The sequence below is a fragment of the Dyadobacter jejuensis genome, from assembly GCF_003149085.1.
GTDB lineage: Bacteria > Bacteroidota > Bacteroidia > Cytophagales > Spirosomataceae > Dyadobacter > Dyadobacter jejuensis.
On sequence record NZ_QGDT01000011.1, the window covers coordinates 39,130 to 56,300 of the forward strand.

General features: G+C 48.4%; 14 protein-coding genes. 8 read left to right on the forward strand and 6 right to left on the reverse strand.

What is annotated here, in order from left to right; translation table 11 throughout:
* Complete coding sequence (locus CLV98_RS17790) at window positions 1-1,614, forward strand: hypothetical protein (protein WP_109676432.1); 1,614 nt, start codon at window positions 1-3, stop codon at window positions 1,612-1,614.
* Here the strand turns inward: CLV98_RS17790 and CLV98_RS17795 are convergent.
* Window positions 1,606-2,055, reverse strand: coding sequence for an RrF2 family transcriptional regulator (locus tag CLV98_RS17795; RefSeq protein WP_109676434.1), 450 nt, complete (start codon window positions 2,053-2,055; stop codon window positions 1,606-1,608). The genes CLV98_RS17790 and CLV98_RS17795 overlap by 9 nt on opposite strands.
* Window positions 2,056-2,398: 343 nt before the next feature.
* Here CLV98_RS17795 and CLV98_RS17800 point away from each other — a divergent pair, with 343 nt between their 5' ends.
* Complete coding sequence (locus tag CLV98_RS17800; RefSeq protein ID WP_109676436.1) at window positions 2,399-3,073, forward strand: peptidase M10; 675 nt, start codon at window positions 2,399-2,401, stop codon at window positions 3,071-3,073.
* A gap of 60 nt (window positions 3,074-3,133) precedes the next feature.
* Here the strand turns inward: CLV98_RS17800 and CLV98_RS17805 are convergent, their stop codons facing one another.
* The 3 genes from CLV98_RS17805 to CLV98_RS17815 all read right to left on the reverse strand — a co-directional run bounded on the left by CLV98_RS17805 (window position 3,134) and on the right by CLV98_RS17815 (window position 7,438).
* Entirely contained in the window at window positions 3,134-5,539 is a 2,406-nt protein-coding gene (locus CLV98_RS17805; RefSeq protein WP_109676438.1) for a 3-hydroxyacyl-CoA dehydrogenase/enoyl-CoA hydratase family protein, read from the reverse strand.
* A 55-nt stretch (window positions 5,540-5,594) separates the two neighbouring features.
* Window positions 5,595-6,062 carry a MarR family winged helix-turn-helix transcriptional regulator gene (locus CLV98_RS17810; RefSeq protein WP_109676440.1) on the reverse strand — a complete coding sequence of 156 codons (468 nt, stop codon included), beginning with the start codon at window positions 6,060-6,062 and terminating at the stop codon, window positions 5,595-5,597.
* 134 nt (window positions 6,063-6,196) lie between these two features.
* Window positions 6,197-7,438, reverse strand: a complete 1,242-nt coding sequence (locus tag CLV98_RS17815) for a peroxiredoxin family protein (RefSeq protein ID WP_109676442.1) — start codon at window positions 7,436-7,438, stop codon at window positions 6,197-6,199.
* A gap of 139 nt (window positions 7,439-7,577) precedes the next feature.
* On the opposite strand from CLV98_RS17815, the gene rsmH reads away from it, so the two are divergent.
* From rsmH to mraY, 5 genes are all read left to right on the forward strand, one after another.
* Entirely contained in the window at window positions 7,578-8,495 is a 918-nt protein-coding gene (gene rsmH / locus CLV98_RS17820; RefSeq protein WP_109676444.1) for a 16S rRNA (cytosine(1402)-N(4))-methyltransferase RsmH, read from the forward strand.
* A gap of 94 nt (window positions 8,496-8,589) precedes the next feature.
* Window positions 8,590-9,006, forward strand: a complete 417-nt coding sequence (locus CLV98_RS17825; RefSeq protein ID WP_109676446.1) for an FtsL-like putative cell division protein — start codon at window positions 8,590-8,592, stop codon at window positions 9,004-9,006.
* Between the two features lie 55 nt (window positions 9,007-9,061).
* Window positions 9,062-11,194, forward strand: a complete 2,133-nt coding sequence (locus CLV98_RS17830; protein ID WP_229203444.1) for a PASTA domain-containing penicillin-binding protein — start codon at window positions 9,062-9,064, stop codon at window positions 11,192-11,194.
* Window positions 11,195-11,204: 10 nt separating this feature from the next.
* The gene (locus CLV98_RS17835) at window positions 11,205-12,680 is read left to right on the forward strand and encodes a UDP-N-acetylmuramoyl-L-alanyl-D-glutamate--2,6-diaminopimelate ligase (protein ID WP_109676448.1); all 1,476 of its coding nucleotides are present in this window, start codon (window positions 11,205-11,207) and stop codon (window positions 12,678-12,680) included.
* Window positions 12,681-12,782: 102 nt separating this feature from the next.
* Window positions 12,783-13,997 (forward strand): phospho-N-acetylmuramoyl-pentapeptide-transferase, encoded by a 1,215-nt coding sequence (mraY, locus tag CLV98_RS17840; RefSeq protein WP_109676450.1) that lies wholly within the window; start codon window positions 12,783-12,785, stop codon window positions 13,995-13,997.
* A gap of 83 nt (window positions 13,998-14,080) precedes the next feature.
* On the opposite strand, the gene CLV98_RS17845 is transcribed toward mraY, so the two are convergent.
* Both CLV98_RS17845 and aroB read right to left on the reverse strand, forming a co-directional pair.
* Window positions 14,081-14,647, reverse strand: a complete 567-nt coding sequence (locus tag CLV98_RS17845) for a DUF4136 domain-containing protein (protein ID WP_109676452.1) — start codon at window positions 14,645-14,647, stop codon at window positions 14,081-14,083.
* Between the two features lie 76 nt (window positions 14,648-14,723).
* Window positions 14,724-15,758, reverse strand: a complete 1,035-nt coding sequence (aroB, locus tag CLV98_RS17850; protein ID WP_109676454.1) for a 3-dehydroquinate synthase — start codon at window positions 15,756-15,758, stop codon at window positions 14,724-14,726.
* Window positions 15,759-16,036: 278 nt separating this feature from the next.
* On the opposite strand from aroB, the gene CLV98_RS17855 reads away from it, so the two are divergent.
* Window positions 16,037-17,095, forward strand: a complete 1,059-nt coding sequence (locus tag CLV98_RS17855; RefSeq protein ID WP_109676456.1) for a VOC family protein — start codon at window positions 16,037-16,039, stop codon at window positions 17,093-17,095.
* Window positions 17,096-17,171: the final 76 nt, after the last annotated feature.

The window sequence follows — 17,171 nt, forward strand, 5'->3', positions numbered from 1 at the left end:
ATGATCAACTTCGATACCACACCCACTGTTTACTGGCTACTTGGCTTTGCCTTAGCGGGACTGGTGGTCGTGTCCGCGTATCACAAAAAAGTCCCAACGGCTTTATTTATCCTTTTGGGGCTCACCCTGTTTGTGGCGATACGCCTCCCCGTTATCGTATTCAACAGGGAGCTAAACCCCGACGAAAGCCAGATGATCGGCCATGCCATCACCCTACTACAGGACCCCGTATACTGGCGGTCGGTGGATGGTACTACCATAGGCCCTCTGGACAATTATTTTCTGACGCTTCCGGGGTTAATAGGCCTCCCCATCGACTTCACTGCGGCCAGAGTCATGGGGCTGCTGGCCAACCTATGCACCTTGTTATTCTTATGGCTTTGCCTTCGAAACTGGTTCTCCCACCGCCTATCGAGGGTCATGTGGATGATGCCCCTTTTATTATTGGGATTTACCCAGGAGGTCGACCTGGTACATTATTCGAGCGAACAGGTGCCTTTGCTCCTGTTATCCCTATGTTTATGGCTTTTTTCGAAGCTACACACCCAGGCCGTCCTAAAACCCAGCCATGGCTATGCCCTAGGCTTCGCAGCCGGCCTCATCCCTTTTGCCAAGCTACAAGCGGTACCTCCGGCGGTGGTTCTTGGGGCCAGCGCAGCCTGGATTTGTTGGGGCTATTTCCGTAAACATAAAGCGCCCAAACCCCTATTAGCCCTTTTGCTAGGGGCGATAACTTTCCCAGTTATAGTAGCCCTTTGGGCCGTATATTTCGGGGTGTTCACCGACCTGATCGATTTTTATCTGCTGGGGAATGTTATCTATGCGGGGGGGAATGAGAGTAGTATTTTTGGGCAAATCATCGATATACTAACGCTTAGCCCCGATTTCCAAGCTTACCTCTTCCTACTGGCACTTCCTATCGGTTTGTTCGTATACGGCATTATTAGGCCTGGAGCGCTTCGCAATCATCAGCGCGACGGACTGCTTTTACTCACCCTATTTCTTTTTCTACTGGCCAATGTATATGCGGTAACCAAGTCGGGCAACGACTTCGTGCATTATCTGCATTTCTTAACGATTCCCTTACTCCTGTTAGCCACTTGGGGTATGGCTTCTTTTGAAAAATACACCCCCCTGATCCCCGTCATTTTATTGGCTTGGTTTGCCGTCAACGACGCCAAAATGTATCGTAGCGAACATCGCCTCAACGCCTTCGACTCTGTAGGACATACGACCCTCAGCGAAAGCCCTGTAGTAAAAGCCCTTAAAAAGTATGCTGTAAAAGGCGATTATATGGCCGTATGGGGTTGGAATTGTCTGTATTATGTGGAAGCACAATTAGCCCAGGCTACTGCTGAAAACCATACCGAAAGGTCCATATTCTTGCACGAAATGCGGGATAAATATAGGGAGCGCTACATGAAGGACCTAGCCCGGACCCAGCCAGCTATTATATTGGATGCGGTAGGCAAAAATAGTGCGTGGGTGCAAGATGTACCCACACAAGGAATACCCTCCTTTGCACCCTTAGCCAGTTATGTAAGCCAGCATTACACCGACTTAGGCATTTACGACGGTACCCGGCTCTATGTGAGGACCGACCGCTTACGATAGAATTAAGGGATCGTTTTTACTGTCGGCATCCACCTTCAGCAGATCGCTCAGCGTAGTACTATCCAAAACCTCTAAATTAGCATCTCTCCATTTTTCAAGCACCACTCTTAAGCTACAGGTCTCTTCGTCCTTGCAGTCGTCGCATTTGCCATAGAATAGCAGCGATACACAGAGTGCCGGGGCTATGGGCCCATCGATGATCCGAAGGACTTTGGAGAAGCTCACCTCTTCGGGTGCCATGCGTAGCAAATAACCCCCACCTTTCCCTTTTTGACTTTGGAGCACACCATTATTGCGCAAATCCAGGAGTATGGCCTCCAAAAACTTTTTAGGAATACGTTCCTTTTCTGCTATATAAGAAATCAGAACTGGACCCTTTCCATATTGTTCGGCGAGCACTTTAAGTGCTTTCAGGGCATACTTAGCTTTTTTTGAGATCATTATAACTGGTATTCAAGTCGATGAAATTTTTTTCATTCAACCCATTGGTATTCTTTAGATGGCAGTGGGTTACAAAGAAAATGAATATATATAATTTGCTACCCAATCCCAATATAAAGATATATTTTCGTCAAAAATCTTTACTTTCATATAAAGGACTCCCTTTGTAAGCATCGTTTAGGCCTTAGAAAAGCTAGGAATTTCCCCTAATAAAAGATCAATATGTCAGTACCTACCGCAAGGTTCCCAATAATGGGGATCAAACTTACAAAAGTTTGAGCACATGGGCATTAAGCTCCTAATATTCTGTAAATTAAAACCCTGACCAATTCCCATTTCCCCCATGGCAGCAGAAATACATTATAGGGCATCCACACAGCGAATCGAAGTTTTAGCGCATTTATTTTTTTATGGCCAGCAGGCCACCACCCAAATCGGCGCAGCCATAGAAACCGAAATCAATCGGCTATTCAATGAACCTCAGGTAAGCTTCCCGGTACGAGGACAGCAGGCCACGGTCCATTTTACGGTTACCCAGGAATGTGTAGACTTCCATCAAGTACAGCAATTGGCCCGGCACAACACCGATTACAAAAATAATTTTATTCGAATCGAAGCCCAGAATCTGCTGACACGCTCTTTTATGGGCTTCGGGCTGGGCGATAACGCCGGGCATTGGATCACCAGCGACGAGCTGGGCTTCTCCACCACGGCCACCCACGAGTTTGGCCATGGACTGGGGCTGGATCACCCCGCCCACCCCGACTTCCGGGGTAGTGGCAGCCCACCGCCTATCATGGCCGCCCGAGGTAGCCTCGTAGACGCCCCCTACCAATGGAACCCCCTAGCCCAAGCAGGCGCCTATGGGGGCACGATGAAGCCCATTTACAGGCGGGTGACCGCTGAAGAGGTTCGGCTAATTCTGGAAGGACTTACCTTCGCCAATACCGACACCTATTTACTGGGCCATCTGTCCAACCGACTTTTTGACCCTGTGGGGAGAGTCATACCAATATGAACTGACCAGCAATATCTGGTTGTATGTCTCAGTAGTGAGACATACAACCCCTCCTGATCTCTAGTTGCGTGGAGGTTTGCCCCCGTTCAGCAGGCCTTGCATTCTTTCGAGGGTCTTCCTTTCTCCACATAAGGACAAGAACGCCTCTCTTTCTAAGTCGAGCAGATACTGCTCCGACACCTGTTGCGCATAGCTAAGGTCTCCTCCGTTAATGACATAGGCCAGCTTATTGGCAATTTTCGCATCGTGATCGCTAATGTAATTGGCTAGGCGCATTTGGGCTATCCCGGCCATAAACAGCGCCATTCCCGCTTTCCCCTGCACCTTAATGTCGTTACGTTGCTTGGGTTGGGTATAGCCATTTTCGGCTAGCTCCACGGCGGCCTGCTTGGCCTCGGCGATCAGTCGACTCCTGTTAAGGACGATCTGATCCTTATCTTGCAGGTAGTTCATGGCCTTGGCATCGTGCGCCGAAGTAGATACCTTGGCCTGAGCAATATTCATAAAGGCCGTCTGTAAAATATTAAGTTCGGTATCACCGGCCTGGTACATATCGGAGCAGCGCAGGGCCATCTCCTTGGTACCTCCACCGGCAGGAATAATCCCTACCCCGAACTCCACCAAACCCATATAGGTTTCGGCATGGGCTACCACCTTGTCGGCGTGCAGATTCAGCTCTGTCCCTCCTCCTAAGGCCAGGGTATGAGGGGCCGTTACCACGGGGATAGACGAATAGCGGGCCCGCATCATCGTCTGTTGGAACTGCGCAATCACCATATTGATCTCGTCGAACTCCTGTTCGATGGCAAACATAAAGAGCATGGCCAAGTTAGCCCCTGCCGAGAAAGCCTCCACCGATTCATTCCCTATCACAAGCCCGCGGAAGTCCTTTTCTGCCAGGCTAATAGACTTTTGGATCCCCTCTATCACCTCGGAACCCATGGTGTTCATCTTAGACTTAAACTCCAGATTCAAGATACCGTCACCTAGGTCATAGACGTTAGCACCGGCGTTTTTCCAGACTATTTTATCTGCTAAGTTACTCAGAATGACAAAGCTATCCTGGCCCGGAATTTTCTTATAATCTTTGGTAGAGCGGTCATAATACCAGCGTTGGCCTTTTTCTATCTTATAAAAAGAGTTATGCCCCGCTGCCGCCATATCGTATACCCAAGCGGCCGGCTTCATGCCTTCCGCTTCCATGATCTGCAACATTTTGGAGACCCCTATAGCGTCCCATGTTTCGAAGGGCCCCAATTGCCAGCCAAAACCAGCGGTAATGGCCTGGTCGATGCGATAGGTTTCGTCGGCTATCTCCGGAATACGGAAACTGGCATATCTAAATATATCCGAAAAGGTCTTTCTATAAAACTCTCCTGCATTGTCCTTCCCTGCCAGCAAAACGCCGAACCTTTTAGAGACTTCGGCAATGGCTTTGGTGCCCTCTAAGGTAGCAAATTTGACTTTTTCGGTGGGCTTATATTCCATGCTGGCGAAGTCCAGCGCCAATATCACCGACTTGCCTTTCTCATCCTTAATCTTTTTATAAAACCCTTGTCCAGTCTTATCGCCCAGCCATTTCTGGTCATAGAGCTGCTGCATGACAGCGGGCAAGGCAAATCCTTCTCTCGACTCATCGGTACCTTCGCCAGAAGCATAGAGGTTGTTGGCGACATGCACCGTGGTGTCCAGACCCACTACATCCGACAAGCGAAAAGTCCCCGACTTAGGACGGCCTACCACCGGCCCGGTCAATTTATCCACTTCCTCTACGGTAAGGCCCATATCGGCCGCTACGCGGATGGTCTGGATTAATGCATAAATCCCCAGCCGGTTGGCTATAAAACCAGGGGTATCCTTGCAGAGCACGGTAGTTTTCCCCAAGAACAGATCCCCATAATGGGTCAGAAAGTCGAGTACGGCGGGGTCCGTCTCGCCGGTAGGAATAATTTCCAAAAGTTTTAGATAGCGTGGGGGGTTAAAAAAGTGTGTCCCACAAAAATGCTTGCGAAAATCGTCGCTCCGCCCTTCGGCCATCAGGTGGATAGGAATGCCCGAGGTATTGGAAGTAACCAAAGTACCTGGCTTACGGAGGGCATCTACCTTTTCAAAAAGTCCCTTTTTGATGTCCAAGCGCTCCACAATCACTTCTATCACCCAGTCGTAGCCCTTTATATCGGCCAGGTTATCATCGAAGTTCCCTAGCTTAACACGATTGGCAAATGAGGGACTATATAAAGCTGCCGGACTGGCTTTAAGCGTTTGTTGAAAGGACTGGTTTACCAGACGGTTTCTTACCGCCGGGTGCTCTAAGGTAAGTCCTTTGGCAGCTTCGGCTTCGCTGAGTTCGCGGGGAACCATGTCGAGAAGCAATACCTCGACTCCAATATTAGCGAAATGACAAGCGATACGCGAGCCCATGATTCCCGACCCTAATACGGCTACTTTACGGATGGAACGATTCATTTTATAAGCTTTTGGTTATAGGAAGAACTATTTTATTTAAGGATGTAATACGCTGTTAATCGATACTATCAGAAAGGTCTCCAGCTTTTATTCTTATATTCTCTTCGTCGACAATCTTATTGATTTCGGTCATCACATCAAAAAAAGTCGCTAGCTTGTCAAGAGGGATCTTCTCCCTGATCATATTATTAAAATCGATAACCCCCTGTTTGGAAATTTCACGCTTTTCCTTTCCCGCTTCCGTAAGCATGATGCGAACAAAGCGCCGGTCGGTGGGGTCTAATTCACGGCTTATCAGCCCACGTTTCTCAAGGTTGCTCAACATGCGCACCAGGCTCCTGGGCTCCATGCCTAGCATAGGAGCTATTTTGGTGGCTGGGGTACCGTTTTCTACGTCTATATTGAGTAACACATAGCCCACCGCCATGGTGATATCATACTGGGTGGCATAGGTGTTGTACATCCTAGATATAGAATGCCATGCCCACTTGATCTGAAAATCTACCGTTTTTTCCTTTCGCATACAGCCTTATTTTTGGGAGTGATGGGTACGATGACCTATTACAAATGTAACAAATCCCAATAATATTATGCAAGCATACCAATTTTACTTCATAAAAAAAGCGCATGAAACCTACTGGCCTCATGCGCTTTCCCTTATTTTTCCGACAATAAGGTGTCGGTAAGCGCTTTAAATTCTTCCTTAAAGGCCTCATAAAACTGGCCCGTACTTGGGCCCGAGAACCCGGTATGAATCTCCCGAACCTTCCCTTGCCGGTCGACGTAGATGGTGGTGGGATAATACAAGACCTTATTGAGCATGGGCAGGGCTTTTGCCGTCGCTTCTTCGGAATTCTTGCCCGCCAAGAGTACCGGATAATCGATATTCAAGCGTTTTTTCATCCGCGTAATTTTAGGAAAAGCCAATTCGGGCTTATCAGAAGTCTCGAAGGCCAACCCGATAATCTCGACTCCTCTATCCTTATTGGCCCGATACCATGGTACCAAGAAGTTGGTTTCGTCCATGCAGGTCGGGCACCAGCTGCCCATGATTTGAACAATCACGACCTTCCCTTTGTAACGCTCATCGCTTAGAGAAACGAGGTTCCCTTCGGCATCGGGAAAGGAGAAGTCGATTCCGGAGGCTCCGGGCTTCAGGAACGTCAACTGCGTGTCGTCGGCTAGCTTGGCTTGGTCGTCCCGAACGGCTTCCCAAGTACGAAAGCCCCTCACCCCCGTCCACATGGCACCTTTCAGGCTTCCGTCGGCCTGAATAGCCGCCTTAAATAGCATGGCATTGGAACCATCAAAATTGGATAAATACAGGCTATCGCCATTTAAGGAGCCCGTCAGAAATCGATAGTCGCCAGAGGGAGTTAGGAAAGAACCTGACACCTCGGTGCCATTTTGAACGAAATTTCCCACTGCCGCTATCTGCTTGTCGGAATCGGGATAGCTGATAGTCGTGGCCCATTTCCCGGCAACGGACTGGCTAGTTTCGGCCGCTTGGGTATCAAAAAACTTATAATCCTTGCCTTGACTCGCCGTAAACGGTAAGTAGGCGATAATCTCACCGTTTTCCAATCGGTTGTATCGCCCGGTCAAAACACCGTCTTCCAGATGTGCCACAATTTCGGAGTCGAACAGGCTCATGGGCAGATGTATGGAGTCATTGGCCATATAAACTGAGTCCATCTGCAAACGCTCTTCACCGTTCACTACCACCACCGAATAGGTATCCGCATCCTTTTTTACCTCAAACAGGAATGGAAGCTCCTGACTATCCCGGTGGAGGGTTCCTCTCCACACCCCTTCTTGAAGCACTTCGGCTGGTTTCTGTTGGGAGCATCCAATAAATGCCATAGAAAACACCAGCAAAGCAAAACTTAAAAATCTCATAGACAATATTTTAATGACTAATTGTTACAACTGAATTAAAATTAAATAGACGGCAATAGCCAAATCCTACCATTGAAAATTGCTAAGTTTGTAACTATCATCAGGCAAAAAATAGTTCCTACATCGTTGCGTTTAGTGAATGGATATACAGAATAGTTATCATGAACCAGTAATGCTTTCAGAATGTCTGGAAGGTCTTAATATCAATCCAGAGGGCATCTATGTGGATGTCACCTTTGGGGGCGGAGGACATTCGAGAGCCATTCTCGACCAGCTGACGACGGGCAAGCTCATTGCATTCGATCAGGATCCCGACGCCGCCCTAAATGCCGACACCTTACCCAACCGTGAAAATCTGGTGTTTGTGGCGGCGAATTTTAGACATTTGAAGCGGTACCTTAAGCTGCATAAATTTGAGAAAATAGATGGCATTTTAGCCGACCTGGGCGTCTCTTCGCACCAGATCAACACACCGGAGCGGGGATTTTCCACGCGCTTCGATGCCGACTTGGATATGCGGATGAACCCACATATAGAAAAAACGGCCGCCGAAATCCTCAATAGTTATTCAGCTGCTCATTTACAAAAAATCTTGGGCCTTTATGGGGAGGTGAAAAATGCCAAAACTTTGGCGGAGGCTTTGTTTTCGGCAAGGCATAATGCCCCCATCGAGACCATCAACGACCTCAAACAGATTTTACAAAAATACGCGCCTCGCCACCGGGAAAACAAATACTATGCCCAGGTGTTTCAGGCGCTACGCATTGAGGTTAACGATGAGCTGAGTGTGCTGGAAGAGTTTCTTAACCAGGTACCAGAGGTGCTCGCCCCAGGCGGCCGGCTGGTGGTGATGTCCTACCATTCCCTGGAAGATCGGCTGGTAAAAAACTTTATTCAAAAAGGAAAGTTCAGTGGAGAAGTGGAGAAGGATTTCTTTGGAAATGAAATAAAGCCCCTGGCCTCCATCACCCGCAAACCCGTAGAAGCCACCGAGGAGGAAGTAAAGAGAAACCCGAGGGCCAGGAGTGCCAAATTGCGCATTGCCGAAAAAAAATAAACATTCTTGTAGACAAAAGACCAAGTAATCGTTATCTATATCTCGGGTTGCACGCTAGGCAATCTGTAGACTATTAATCCTATGAATACACGCTATGTCTCTAAATAGAAGAAAACCAAAACCCGAAATCAAGGTTCCCAAGGCCGCAAAGCCCAAACGAACCTATGATGTTTTTAACTGGCTGAACCGTTTCTTACCCCTCGATAAAATTTTTGGGGAAAAAGCACCGGGAAAAGAAGAGCGCGTGCCCGTCAAATATTTTTACTATGTGGCCTGGGTTGTCGCTTTGTTGGTATGTTACGAATGGATAGGCTACAAGTCGGAGCAATATGTACGAAATAGCATTAAGCTCAAAAAGGAAGTCGACGACCTCCGGGCCGAATACACCTCCATACATGCCGACTATATGAAAAGCGGTAAGCAGTCGGTGGTGATCGAGAAGGTGAAGTCTATAGGCCTCGAAGAGAACCTCACCCCACCCAAAAAGATCATCGTTAGAAGTGACGACTAAATAATATTCAGTTTGTAGGCAGCATACGAAAAAAGATATGGCTATCCCCAGAAAAATGGAAAGCGGACAAAACAATAAAAAGGCCCTCATCTTTAGGGCAAGACTGGTAGGTGTGCTTCTGTTCCTATTTGCAATAGCAGTATTCATCAAGTTAATCAGGGTACAATATTACGATACCTTTAAGGGGAAGACCTGGGAGGAGTATTCCGTCAAAAACGACCTAAAGCTGGATACCATCCCAGCTATGCGGGGCAATATTTACTCCAGCGACAACAGCCTGCTGGCAACCTCCCTGCCGTTTTATTACGTAGGGCTCGATACCAAGGTAGCCGACTCCAGCTACTTTTACGATAATGTAGAATTGCTTGCCAACTTTTTGGCCAAAAATTTCGGTGAAAACTCGGTAGAAGGCTACAAAAACAAAATGATCCGCTATCGGAAAAGCAAGACCAAACGCTACCTACGACTTAAAACCAGGGAAATCAGCCACTTGGAAAGGGAAAAAATTAAGGAATGGCCCTTCTTTAGGAGGGAGAAAAAAGGAGGAGGTGGAAAGTTTGAAACCATCTATCGCCGCTATAAGCCCTTTAGCCCTATGGCCGACCGCACCATAGGCGGCATCAATCCCAAGACCGGCAGGGGTTATATTGGTATAGAAGCCAGCTTTGACAAAAAACTAGAAGGAAACCCGGGTATAGGCTGGGTGGAGCGCGTGGAAGGGGGGCTTAAAATCCCCGTTGGCGACGCCCTCAACGTGAGGCCTTCGGCCGGAAAGGACGTGTACACCACTCTGGATATGAACTACCAAGATATGGCCGAGCATGCCCTCCGCAAGCAACTCATAGCCACCAATGCCAATTATGGCTGTGTGGTCGTGATGGAAGTGGCCACTGGAGCCATCAAGGCCATGACCAACCTCACCCGTCGGGGAGAAGGCCGCTACGAAGAGGTGTACAACTATGCTTTGGCAGGAAGTAACGACCCAGGGTCGACTTTTAAGCTACCTACCATGATGGCTATTTTGGAGGAAACAAAAATAAATCCCGACCAGGTATATGTCAATACGGGTACAGGCAGCTACCGGTATAGGGGCACCACGGTAAGCGACTCCAAAAGAGGTGGATACGGAAACATTTCAGCGACGCAAGTATTCGAAAAATCGTCGAATATCGGCATCCTGTTGTTGATGCAACGGTACTTCTTTTCGAAGCCCGACAAATACCTGAGCTACCTTAAGCAATTTCATTTGACCCAGCCTACGGGTATTCATATGAAGGGAGAAAAACCCCCATTCATCAAGGACCGTAGCCACAAGCAGTGGAGTAGCTACTCCTTATTTTGGATGTCGCATGGCTATGAAATGGGCATGACCCCCCTACAAACCCTCACCTTCTACAATGCCGTAGCCAACGATGGCTATTGGGTACGCCCCATGTTGGTAAGGGAAATCAGGAGTGCCGAAACTGTAGAAGACAAGGTAGAGCCTTACGTAGAAGACAAGCCTATATGCTCCCCCGAAACCATCCGCAAGCTAAAACAAATGCTCCAAGGGGTGGTGGATCATGGTACGGCCACCAATATCAAATCGGACTTATATAAAATCGCCGGCAAAACCGGAACGGCTCAAAAGCTTCTTAATGGAGCCTACACCCGTGGTAAGTATTATACCTCCTTTGCAGGGTATTTCCCAGCCGACAAGCCCAAATACAGTGCCATCGTCATTATTGATACGCCACGAGGACAGGTGGCCGAATACCAGCTCTTTGCCGGTACGGTAGCCGCGCCGGTCTTCAAGGAAGTAGCCGATCGGATATACGCCTACGACATCAGCATTCAAAAGCCCATAGAAGACCAGGCTCCTGCCGAAACCCGCAAGGTGCAGCTAGCCGGACGTACTGCCGACCTGAAAATCATTACCGAGCAGTTAAACCTGTCGCCTGTCCCCTCCGAAAATGACTATTTGGTAGGAACAGTAAAAAAGAAAGGCATGGCCAGCTGGAAGGGTCGGAATATCGATGGTAAGGAGGTCCCCGACCTGCAGGGCCTCAGCATGCGAGATGCCCTATCCCTTATGGAAAACAGAGGCTATAGAGTCAATTTTAAGGGTTCGGGAAAAGTGGTGGCACAATCATTGCCCCCAGGACCCAATAAATTGGGTGCCAAAACCATCTTACTAACCTTACAGTAATATTCCAATTATGGACCAAAGCAAAGCAAAACCTATAAAAGCATTAACACAACACCTCAAGGACCTCACCCTGACGGGCCCCGAGGAAACCCAGATTCAGGCCATCCAGCTCGATTCCCGGAAAGTTTTACCCGGTAGCCTTTTTGTAGCCCTGAGGGGTACCCAAACCGACGGGCACCAGTATATCGACAAGGCGAGTAGCCTAGGGGCTTCGGCCATCCTTTGCGAAGCCTTACCGGATGTCCTTCGCCCCGAGATTACCTATTTGCAGGTCCCAAACACCGCCGAGGCGCTCGGGCACCTTTCCGCCGCATTTTATGGCCACCCCTCCAAGCACCTCAAGCTGGTGGGTGTGACGGGCACCAACGGTAAGACCTCCGTAGCGACCTTCCTTTTTCAACTGTTTAGGGCCTTGGGCTACCGTTGCGGACTACTCTCGACCGTACAGAACCAAATAGAGGACCAGGTAATACCCGCTACCCATACCACTCCCGACGCCGTAGCGCTGAACGGCCTACTGGCACAGATGCTGCAAAAAGGCTGCAGCCATGTCTTTATGGAGGTAAGCTCCCATGCCGTGGCGCAGCACCGAATCACCGGGCTCGAGTTTTCTGGGGGGATTTTTACCAATATCACCCACGACCACCTGGACTTTCACAAGACATTTGACAATTATATCCAGGCAAAAAAAGGCTTCTTCGACGCCCTACCGAAAACGGCCTTTGCTCTGGTCAATATCGACGACCGCAGGGGGGCCGTAATGGTACAGAATACCAAGGCGCATACTTCTACCTATTCTTTACAGACCCTGGCCGACTTCAAAGGGAAGATCATCTCGGACACGTTGACGGGTATGCATATGGAGATCAACGATCAGGAGGTTTGGTTTCGCGTTATCGGGCGCTTCAACGCTTATAACCTACTATCGGTATATGGCACGGCGCTGCTATTAGGAGAAAAACCAGAAACCGTACTCACTGAACTATCCAACTTATTGAGCCCTCCTGGCCGCTTCGAACAGCATATATCCCCCACCAACGTGGTAGGGATTATCGACTATGCCCACACCCCCGATGCCCTAGAAAATGTGCTGGAAACGATCGCCCAGCTCCGCCATGGCAACGAAAAGGTGATAACCGTGGTGGGATGCGGAGGCAATCGGGACCAAGAGAAAAGGCCGAAAATGGCAGCCATCGCCTGTAAATACAGCAACCAGGTGATCCTTACCGACGACAACCCGCGGTTCGAAGACCCCATGACCATACTCGACCAGATGCGGAAAGGCGTCCCTCCCCTCGACTATAAAAAAACCCTGGTGATCCCCGACCGCCGTGAGGCCATTCAGAAAGCCTATAGCGAGGCCCAGCCCGACGATATTATTCTGATTGCCGGAAAGGGTCACGAAAACTATCAGGATATAGCCGGTACCAAGCATCACTTCGACGATAAGGAAGAACTACTGAAGGCTTTTGGCCAGCCACAATAGTACCAGAAACTTAGAAAGATATGTCGCCAAATTAAATACGAGGCATTTGTACTGTCTTTAAAAAAAGGCAACTTTGCACCCGATACCCCAATTACCTACTTCATGCTATATTATCTATTCGACTATCTCGACAAACAATTCAATTTCCCCGGAGCTGGGGTGTTTCAGTACATCTCTTTCAGGGCACTGGGTGCCACCGTGCTCTCCCTGTTTATTGCGGCCACCTATGGCAAAACCATCATCAATTACTTACGTAAAAAACAGATGGGCGAGAGCATCCGGGACTTGGGACTGGAAGGACAAATGGAAAAAGCGGGAACCCCTACCATGGGTGGCTTTATCATTTTGGCTTCCTTACTGATCCCCGTATTGCTATTTGCCAAGCTCTCCAATGTCTATATTGTCCTGCTGATCATTGCAGCCCTCTGGACCGGCATGATTGGCTTTATAGATGACTACCTTAAAAAATTCAAAAATAATAAAGAAGGCCTTCATGGCCGATTTAAAATTGTTGGCCAGGTAGGCTTAGGCGTTATTGTGGGCCTTACCCTCTCTTTTAATGAACATGTTCGGATTAGGGTCTACGACAAACCCGTGCTCGACTCCAATCTGGGCGAAGTACAACGGTATACCGACGTTTTGCACCCTACGGTTACTACCATACCTTTTACAAAAAACAACGAGTTCGACTACCGCACCTTACTCTTTGGCTGGCTACCCGAGGAATATACCTGGGTTATTTATACCATTGTGGCTATTATTATCATCACGGCGGTATCTAACGGTGCCAATATTACCGACGGCATCGATGGCTTGGCGGCGGGAGTGTCGGGGATTATAGCCCTTACCCTTGGGGTACTGGCGTACCTCTCGGGAAACACCAAGTTCTCACAATACCTTGGCATCATGTATATCCCCAACTCTGGCGAGCTGGTGATATTTTGTGCCGCCTTCATAGGGGCTTGTGTCGGCTTCCTCTGGTACAACGCCTATCCGGCCCAGGTGTTTATGGGCGACACCGGCAGCCTGATGCTAGGGGGCGTCATCGCCGTTATAGCCCTCGCCATACGCAAGGAATTACTCATACCGGTTATGTGCGGTATTTTCTTAGCCGAAAACGTGTCGGTAATCCTACAAGTCAGCTATTTTAAGTATACCCGAAAGCGCTATGGGGAGGGCCGGCGCATCTTCCTGATGTCGCCCCTACACCACCACTATCAGAAAAAGGGTATTCACGAATCGAAAATCGTAACCAGGTTTTGGATTGTAGGCATCATCCTGGCCATCGTTACCTTGGTAACGCTGAAACTGAGATAGATAGTAGCAATATTTCCACATAAAAAGCGTGTGTCCTCTCCCCAATCGGGCTTAGTACACACGCTTTTTTACATATTTTAAATTTATCGCCCTACCTGCTCGCTATACCTACGCGGGTCATAGCCCTTGGCGAATAGAGGATATTGATCAAATATCTTGCGCACTACGCTCCGGTAGTGGTTATTGGTTTCTTCGCCGTGGAAAATTCCCGAGGCATAGCCCCTCCATACCACCTGGTCGCTCTCTGCGTCGATCAAAGAAACGATGAGCGTACCCTTTTCCAAAGCATATTTGATAGGCTCATAGCGGAACCCATCATTCTCGGTATCCACCCAGTTCCGTATTACAGGCTGCATATAGCCCTGATAACGGAGGTTATCGTAGAATATCCCATAATTGACCAATAAGGTAGGACGCTCTGCGGTCAGTTTATATCCTCTCACCTGCATTTGACGGCGAATGGCCTCATATATTTCTGTACAAAGATTATTGGTGTCCCTTTCACATTCCAGGAAAGTGTAGGAGGAGTAGTCCTTAAAATTGGTCTCATAACTGTAATCGTGCTCAACAAAGACTTTCCGACTACTGGAGCACCCCGCTGCCAACATAACACTAACCAGCAAGGCGAAAGGTAAAACTAATTTATGCATAATAAATCGAGTATGAGGTGAATAAAATGGTTGTTTCAAATAAAAACGCGCAACAGAATTACCTCATGACGGTTTATTAGGCCATATAATAATCTATTGCTTTGCGCATCTCCGAGGTCGTTACTACCACATCGAATGCACAACTTCCGGGTCCGTTCAATAAGGAGAACCGGATTTCCTTTCCTTTATTTTTCTTGTCCTGGCGGGTAAGGGCCAATATAGGCGCAATATCCTCCTCGGCAATAGCCACCTTGCCATAGGTGGCAAAAATGAATTCCTCAATCTGGGTAAGCAACTCCCTATCAATCATCTTTTTACTGAACGAAAGATAGCTTTCCATAATCATGCCTACTGCGATAGCCTCCCCATGAAAAAGTTTTTTGGAGGGAGCCTTTCCCAAAAAATGGGTCTCCACAGCATGCCCTAGGGTATGTCCAAAATTCAAAATCTTCCTCAACCCTTTTTCGGTAGGGTCTTGTTCCACCACTTTCTTTTTTATCGCTACCGAATGCGCTATCAGCTCCGGCCAATTCTGTCTTTCAAAGTCTACAAACCTGATCTTACCCCAGCGCTCGGCATCGGCGATCAGACAGTGTTTAACGATTTCGGCAAATCCCGATCGCAACTCCCTCTCTGGGAGTGTCTGCAAGAACAGGGGGTCGATCAGCACACTATTGGGGATGTTAAAAGCCCCTAGATGGTTTTTGAAACCATGGAAATCGATGCCCAATTTCCCCCCTACGCTAGCGTCGACCTGCGACAGCAAGGTGGTAGGGATCTGGACGAAGTCGATTCCCCGCTTGTACACGGCAGCACAAAAGCCCCCCATGTCCCCAACGACTCCTCCTCCTATATTGATCACCAAAGCATGGCGATCGAGCTCGGCTTCGGTCATGGCTTCCCAGATCTGCTCACAGGAAGCGAGATTCTTGTTCTCCTCTCCCGCCTCTACCACCACCAAAGGGTGCTTGGGAAGCAGGGCTTTAATATGTGGATAGCAGTACTTTTTCGTTTGTTTATCGGCTACTACAAAAACTTTAGAATAAGCCGTTCCCTCTAAAAACGCCTTCAAACTCTCGCCAATTGGCGCTATAACTACGGATTGGTTCATTAACACTAAAAAAAATGGAGGCCTGCTCCTAATAAATACGAAAACTCATCGGTTATGGATGCGTCCCGAAAAATAAAATATTATACTGAAATCCAAGTTTAAATATACAAAAAATAATGTTTTATATATTCAAATACTTATATTCTATTTTTTTGAAGGGCGCTTTGGGAGTAAAACATACAATTCTCTTAGTGGATTCACATTTTCTTCCCTATTTTCGTAAAATGGCCCCTTATCCCTTCAATTGGGAGGCCAACACTATGTAATATTAATCAATTATGAGTAATAATCCTTTAATAGCGGGTATCCAACAGGTGGGTATTGGCGTACAAAATGTACCCGAGGCATGGACGTGGTACCGGAAGGTACTGGGTTTCGATGTGCCCGTATTCGACGAAAAAGCGGAAGCCCCTTTAATGACCCCATATACGGGGGGAATCGTTCAAAAACGCCAGGCGGCCCTGGTCCTGAATATGGCGGGCGGCGGCGGGCTGGAGATATGGTCCTTTACCAGCAGGGTCTCCCAGCCCCTCTCTTTTAAGATGGAACTAGGCGACTTGGGTATCAATGCCATCCGATTTAAGGCTCCTGACATCCATAAGGCCTATGCACATATCAAAGCCAACTCCCAGGAACCGATAGGTCCATTACTAAAACTCCCGGAAGGGGAAGGCTTTTGGGGACAGGACCCCTACGGAAATATCTTTCAAGTTACCGGCGACAGCACCTGGTTTCAAAAAACCAGCCATCCTGTTGGCGGCGTAGCTGGGGTAGTTGTCGGCGTTTCGGATATGGATAAGTCCATCGCCTTTTATGAGGACCTGCTCGGTGGCCTCGAGACCGTCTACGACCTATCGGGCGTGTTCGACGACCTGCCCACCACCATCGCGGGCCAACATTATAGACGCGTGCTCCTTCGCAAAAGCTTTACCCCTTATGGTGCGTTCTCCAAATTATTGGGCAACACCCAAATAGAGCTCTTACAAGCCCTCGACCGTAGCCCGAAGAAACTCTTTAAAAACCGTTTCTGGGGCGATTGTGGCTATATTCACCTGTGCTTCGATGCCCTCGATATGAATACCCTCAAGACCGAGCTACAAGGAAAGGGCTATCCTTTTACGGTAGACAGCGAATCGTCCTTTGGCATGGAGTCGGCGGCCGGCCGCTTTGCCTATCTGGAAGATCCCGACGGTACGCTCATCGAGCTCGTAGAAACACATAAGGTGCCCATCCTGAAGAAAATCGGATGGTTTATGGATATCCAAAAGCGGAAACACCAAAAACCACTGCCCGACTGGATGATCAAAACCATGTCCTTTAGTCGGGTAAAGGACTGACCCATTCATCAAAATAACCAAGCGGCCCAATCTTTCCTAGGAAGGTTGGGCCGCTTGGTTAGGAAATCGATGCAGT

What these genes read in the sequence shown, in the direction of transcription:
- CLV98_RS17795 (WP_109676434.1), bottom strand. Translation starts at nt 2,055, where the DNA reads ATGATCTCAAAAAAAGCTAAGTATGCCCTGAAAGCACTTAAAGTGCTC.
- CLV98_RS17825 (WP_109676446.1), top strand. Translation starts at nt 8,590, where the DNA reads ATGTCTCTAAATAGAAGAAAACCAAAACCCGAAATCAAGGTTCCCAAG.
- mraY (WP_109676450.1), top strand. Translation starts at nt 12,783, where the DNA reads ATGCTATATTATCTATTCGACTATCTCGACAAACAATTCAATTTCCCC.
- CLV98_RS17815 (WP_109676442.1), bottom strand. Translation starts at nt 7,438, where the DNA reads ATGAGATTTTTAAGTTTTGCTTTGCTGGTGTTTTCTATGGCATTTATT.
- CLV98_RS17830 (WP_229203444.1), top strand. Translation starts at nt 9,062, where the DNA reads ATGGAAAGCGGACAAAACAATAAAAAGGCCCTCATCTTTAGGGCAAGA.
- aroB (WP_109676454.1), bottom strand. Translation starts at nt 15,758, where the DNA reads ATGAACCAATCCGTAGTTATAGCGCCAATTGGCGAGAGTTTGAAGGCG.
- CLV98_RS17810 (WP_109676440.1), bottom strand. Translation starts at nt 6,062, where the DNA reads ATGCGAAAGGAAAAAACGGTAGATTTTCAGATCAAGTGGGCATGGCAT.
- CLV98_RS17805 (WP_109676438.1), bottom strand. Translation starts at nt 5,539, where the DNA reads ATGAATCGTTCCATCCGTAAAGTAGCCGTATTAGGGTCGGGAATCATG.
- CLV98_RS17800 (WP_109676436.1), top strand. Translation starts at nt 2,399, where the DNA reads ATGGCAGCAGAAATACATTATAGGGCATCCACACAGCGAATCGAAGTT.
- CLV98_RS17835 (WP_109676448.1), top strand. Translation starts at nt 11,205, where the DNA reads ATGGACCAAAGCAAAGCAAAACCTATAAAAGCATTAACACAACACCTC.
- CLV98_RS17845 (WP_109676452.1), bottom strand. Translation starts at nt 14,647, where the DNA reads ATGCATAAATTAGTTTTACCTTTCGCCTTGCTGGTTAGTGTTATGTTG.
- CLV98_RS17855 (WP_109676456.1), top strand. Translation starts at nt 16,037, where the DNA reads ATGAGTAATAATCCTTTAATAGCGGGTATCCAACAGGTGGGTATTGGC.
- CLV98_RS17790 (WP_109676432.1), top strand. Translation starts at nt 1, where the DNA reads ATGATCAACTTCGATACCACACCCACTGTTTACTGGCTACTTGGCTTT.
- rsmH (WP_109676444.1), top strand. Translation starts at nt 7,578, where the DNA reads ATGGATATACAGAATAGTTATCATGAACCAGTAATGCTTTCAGAATGT.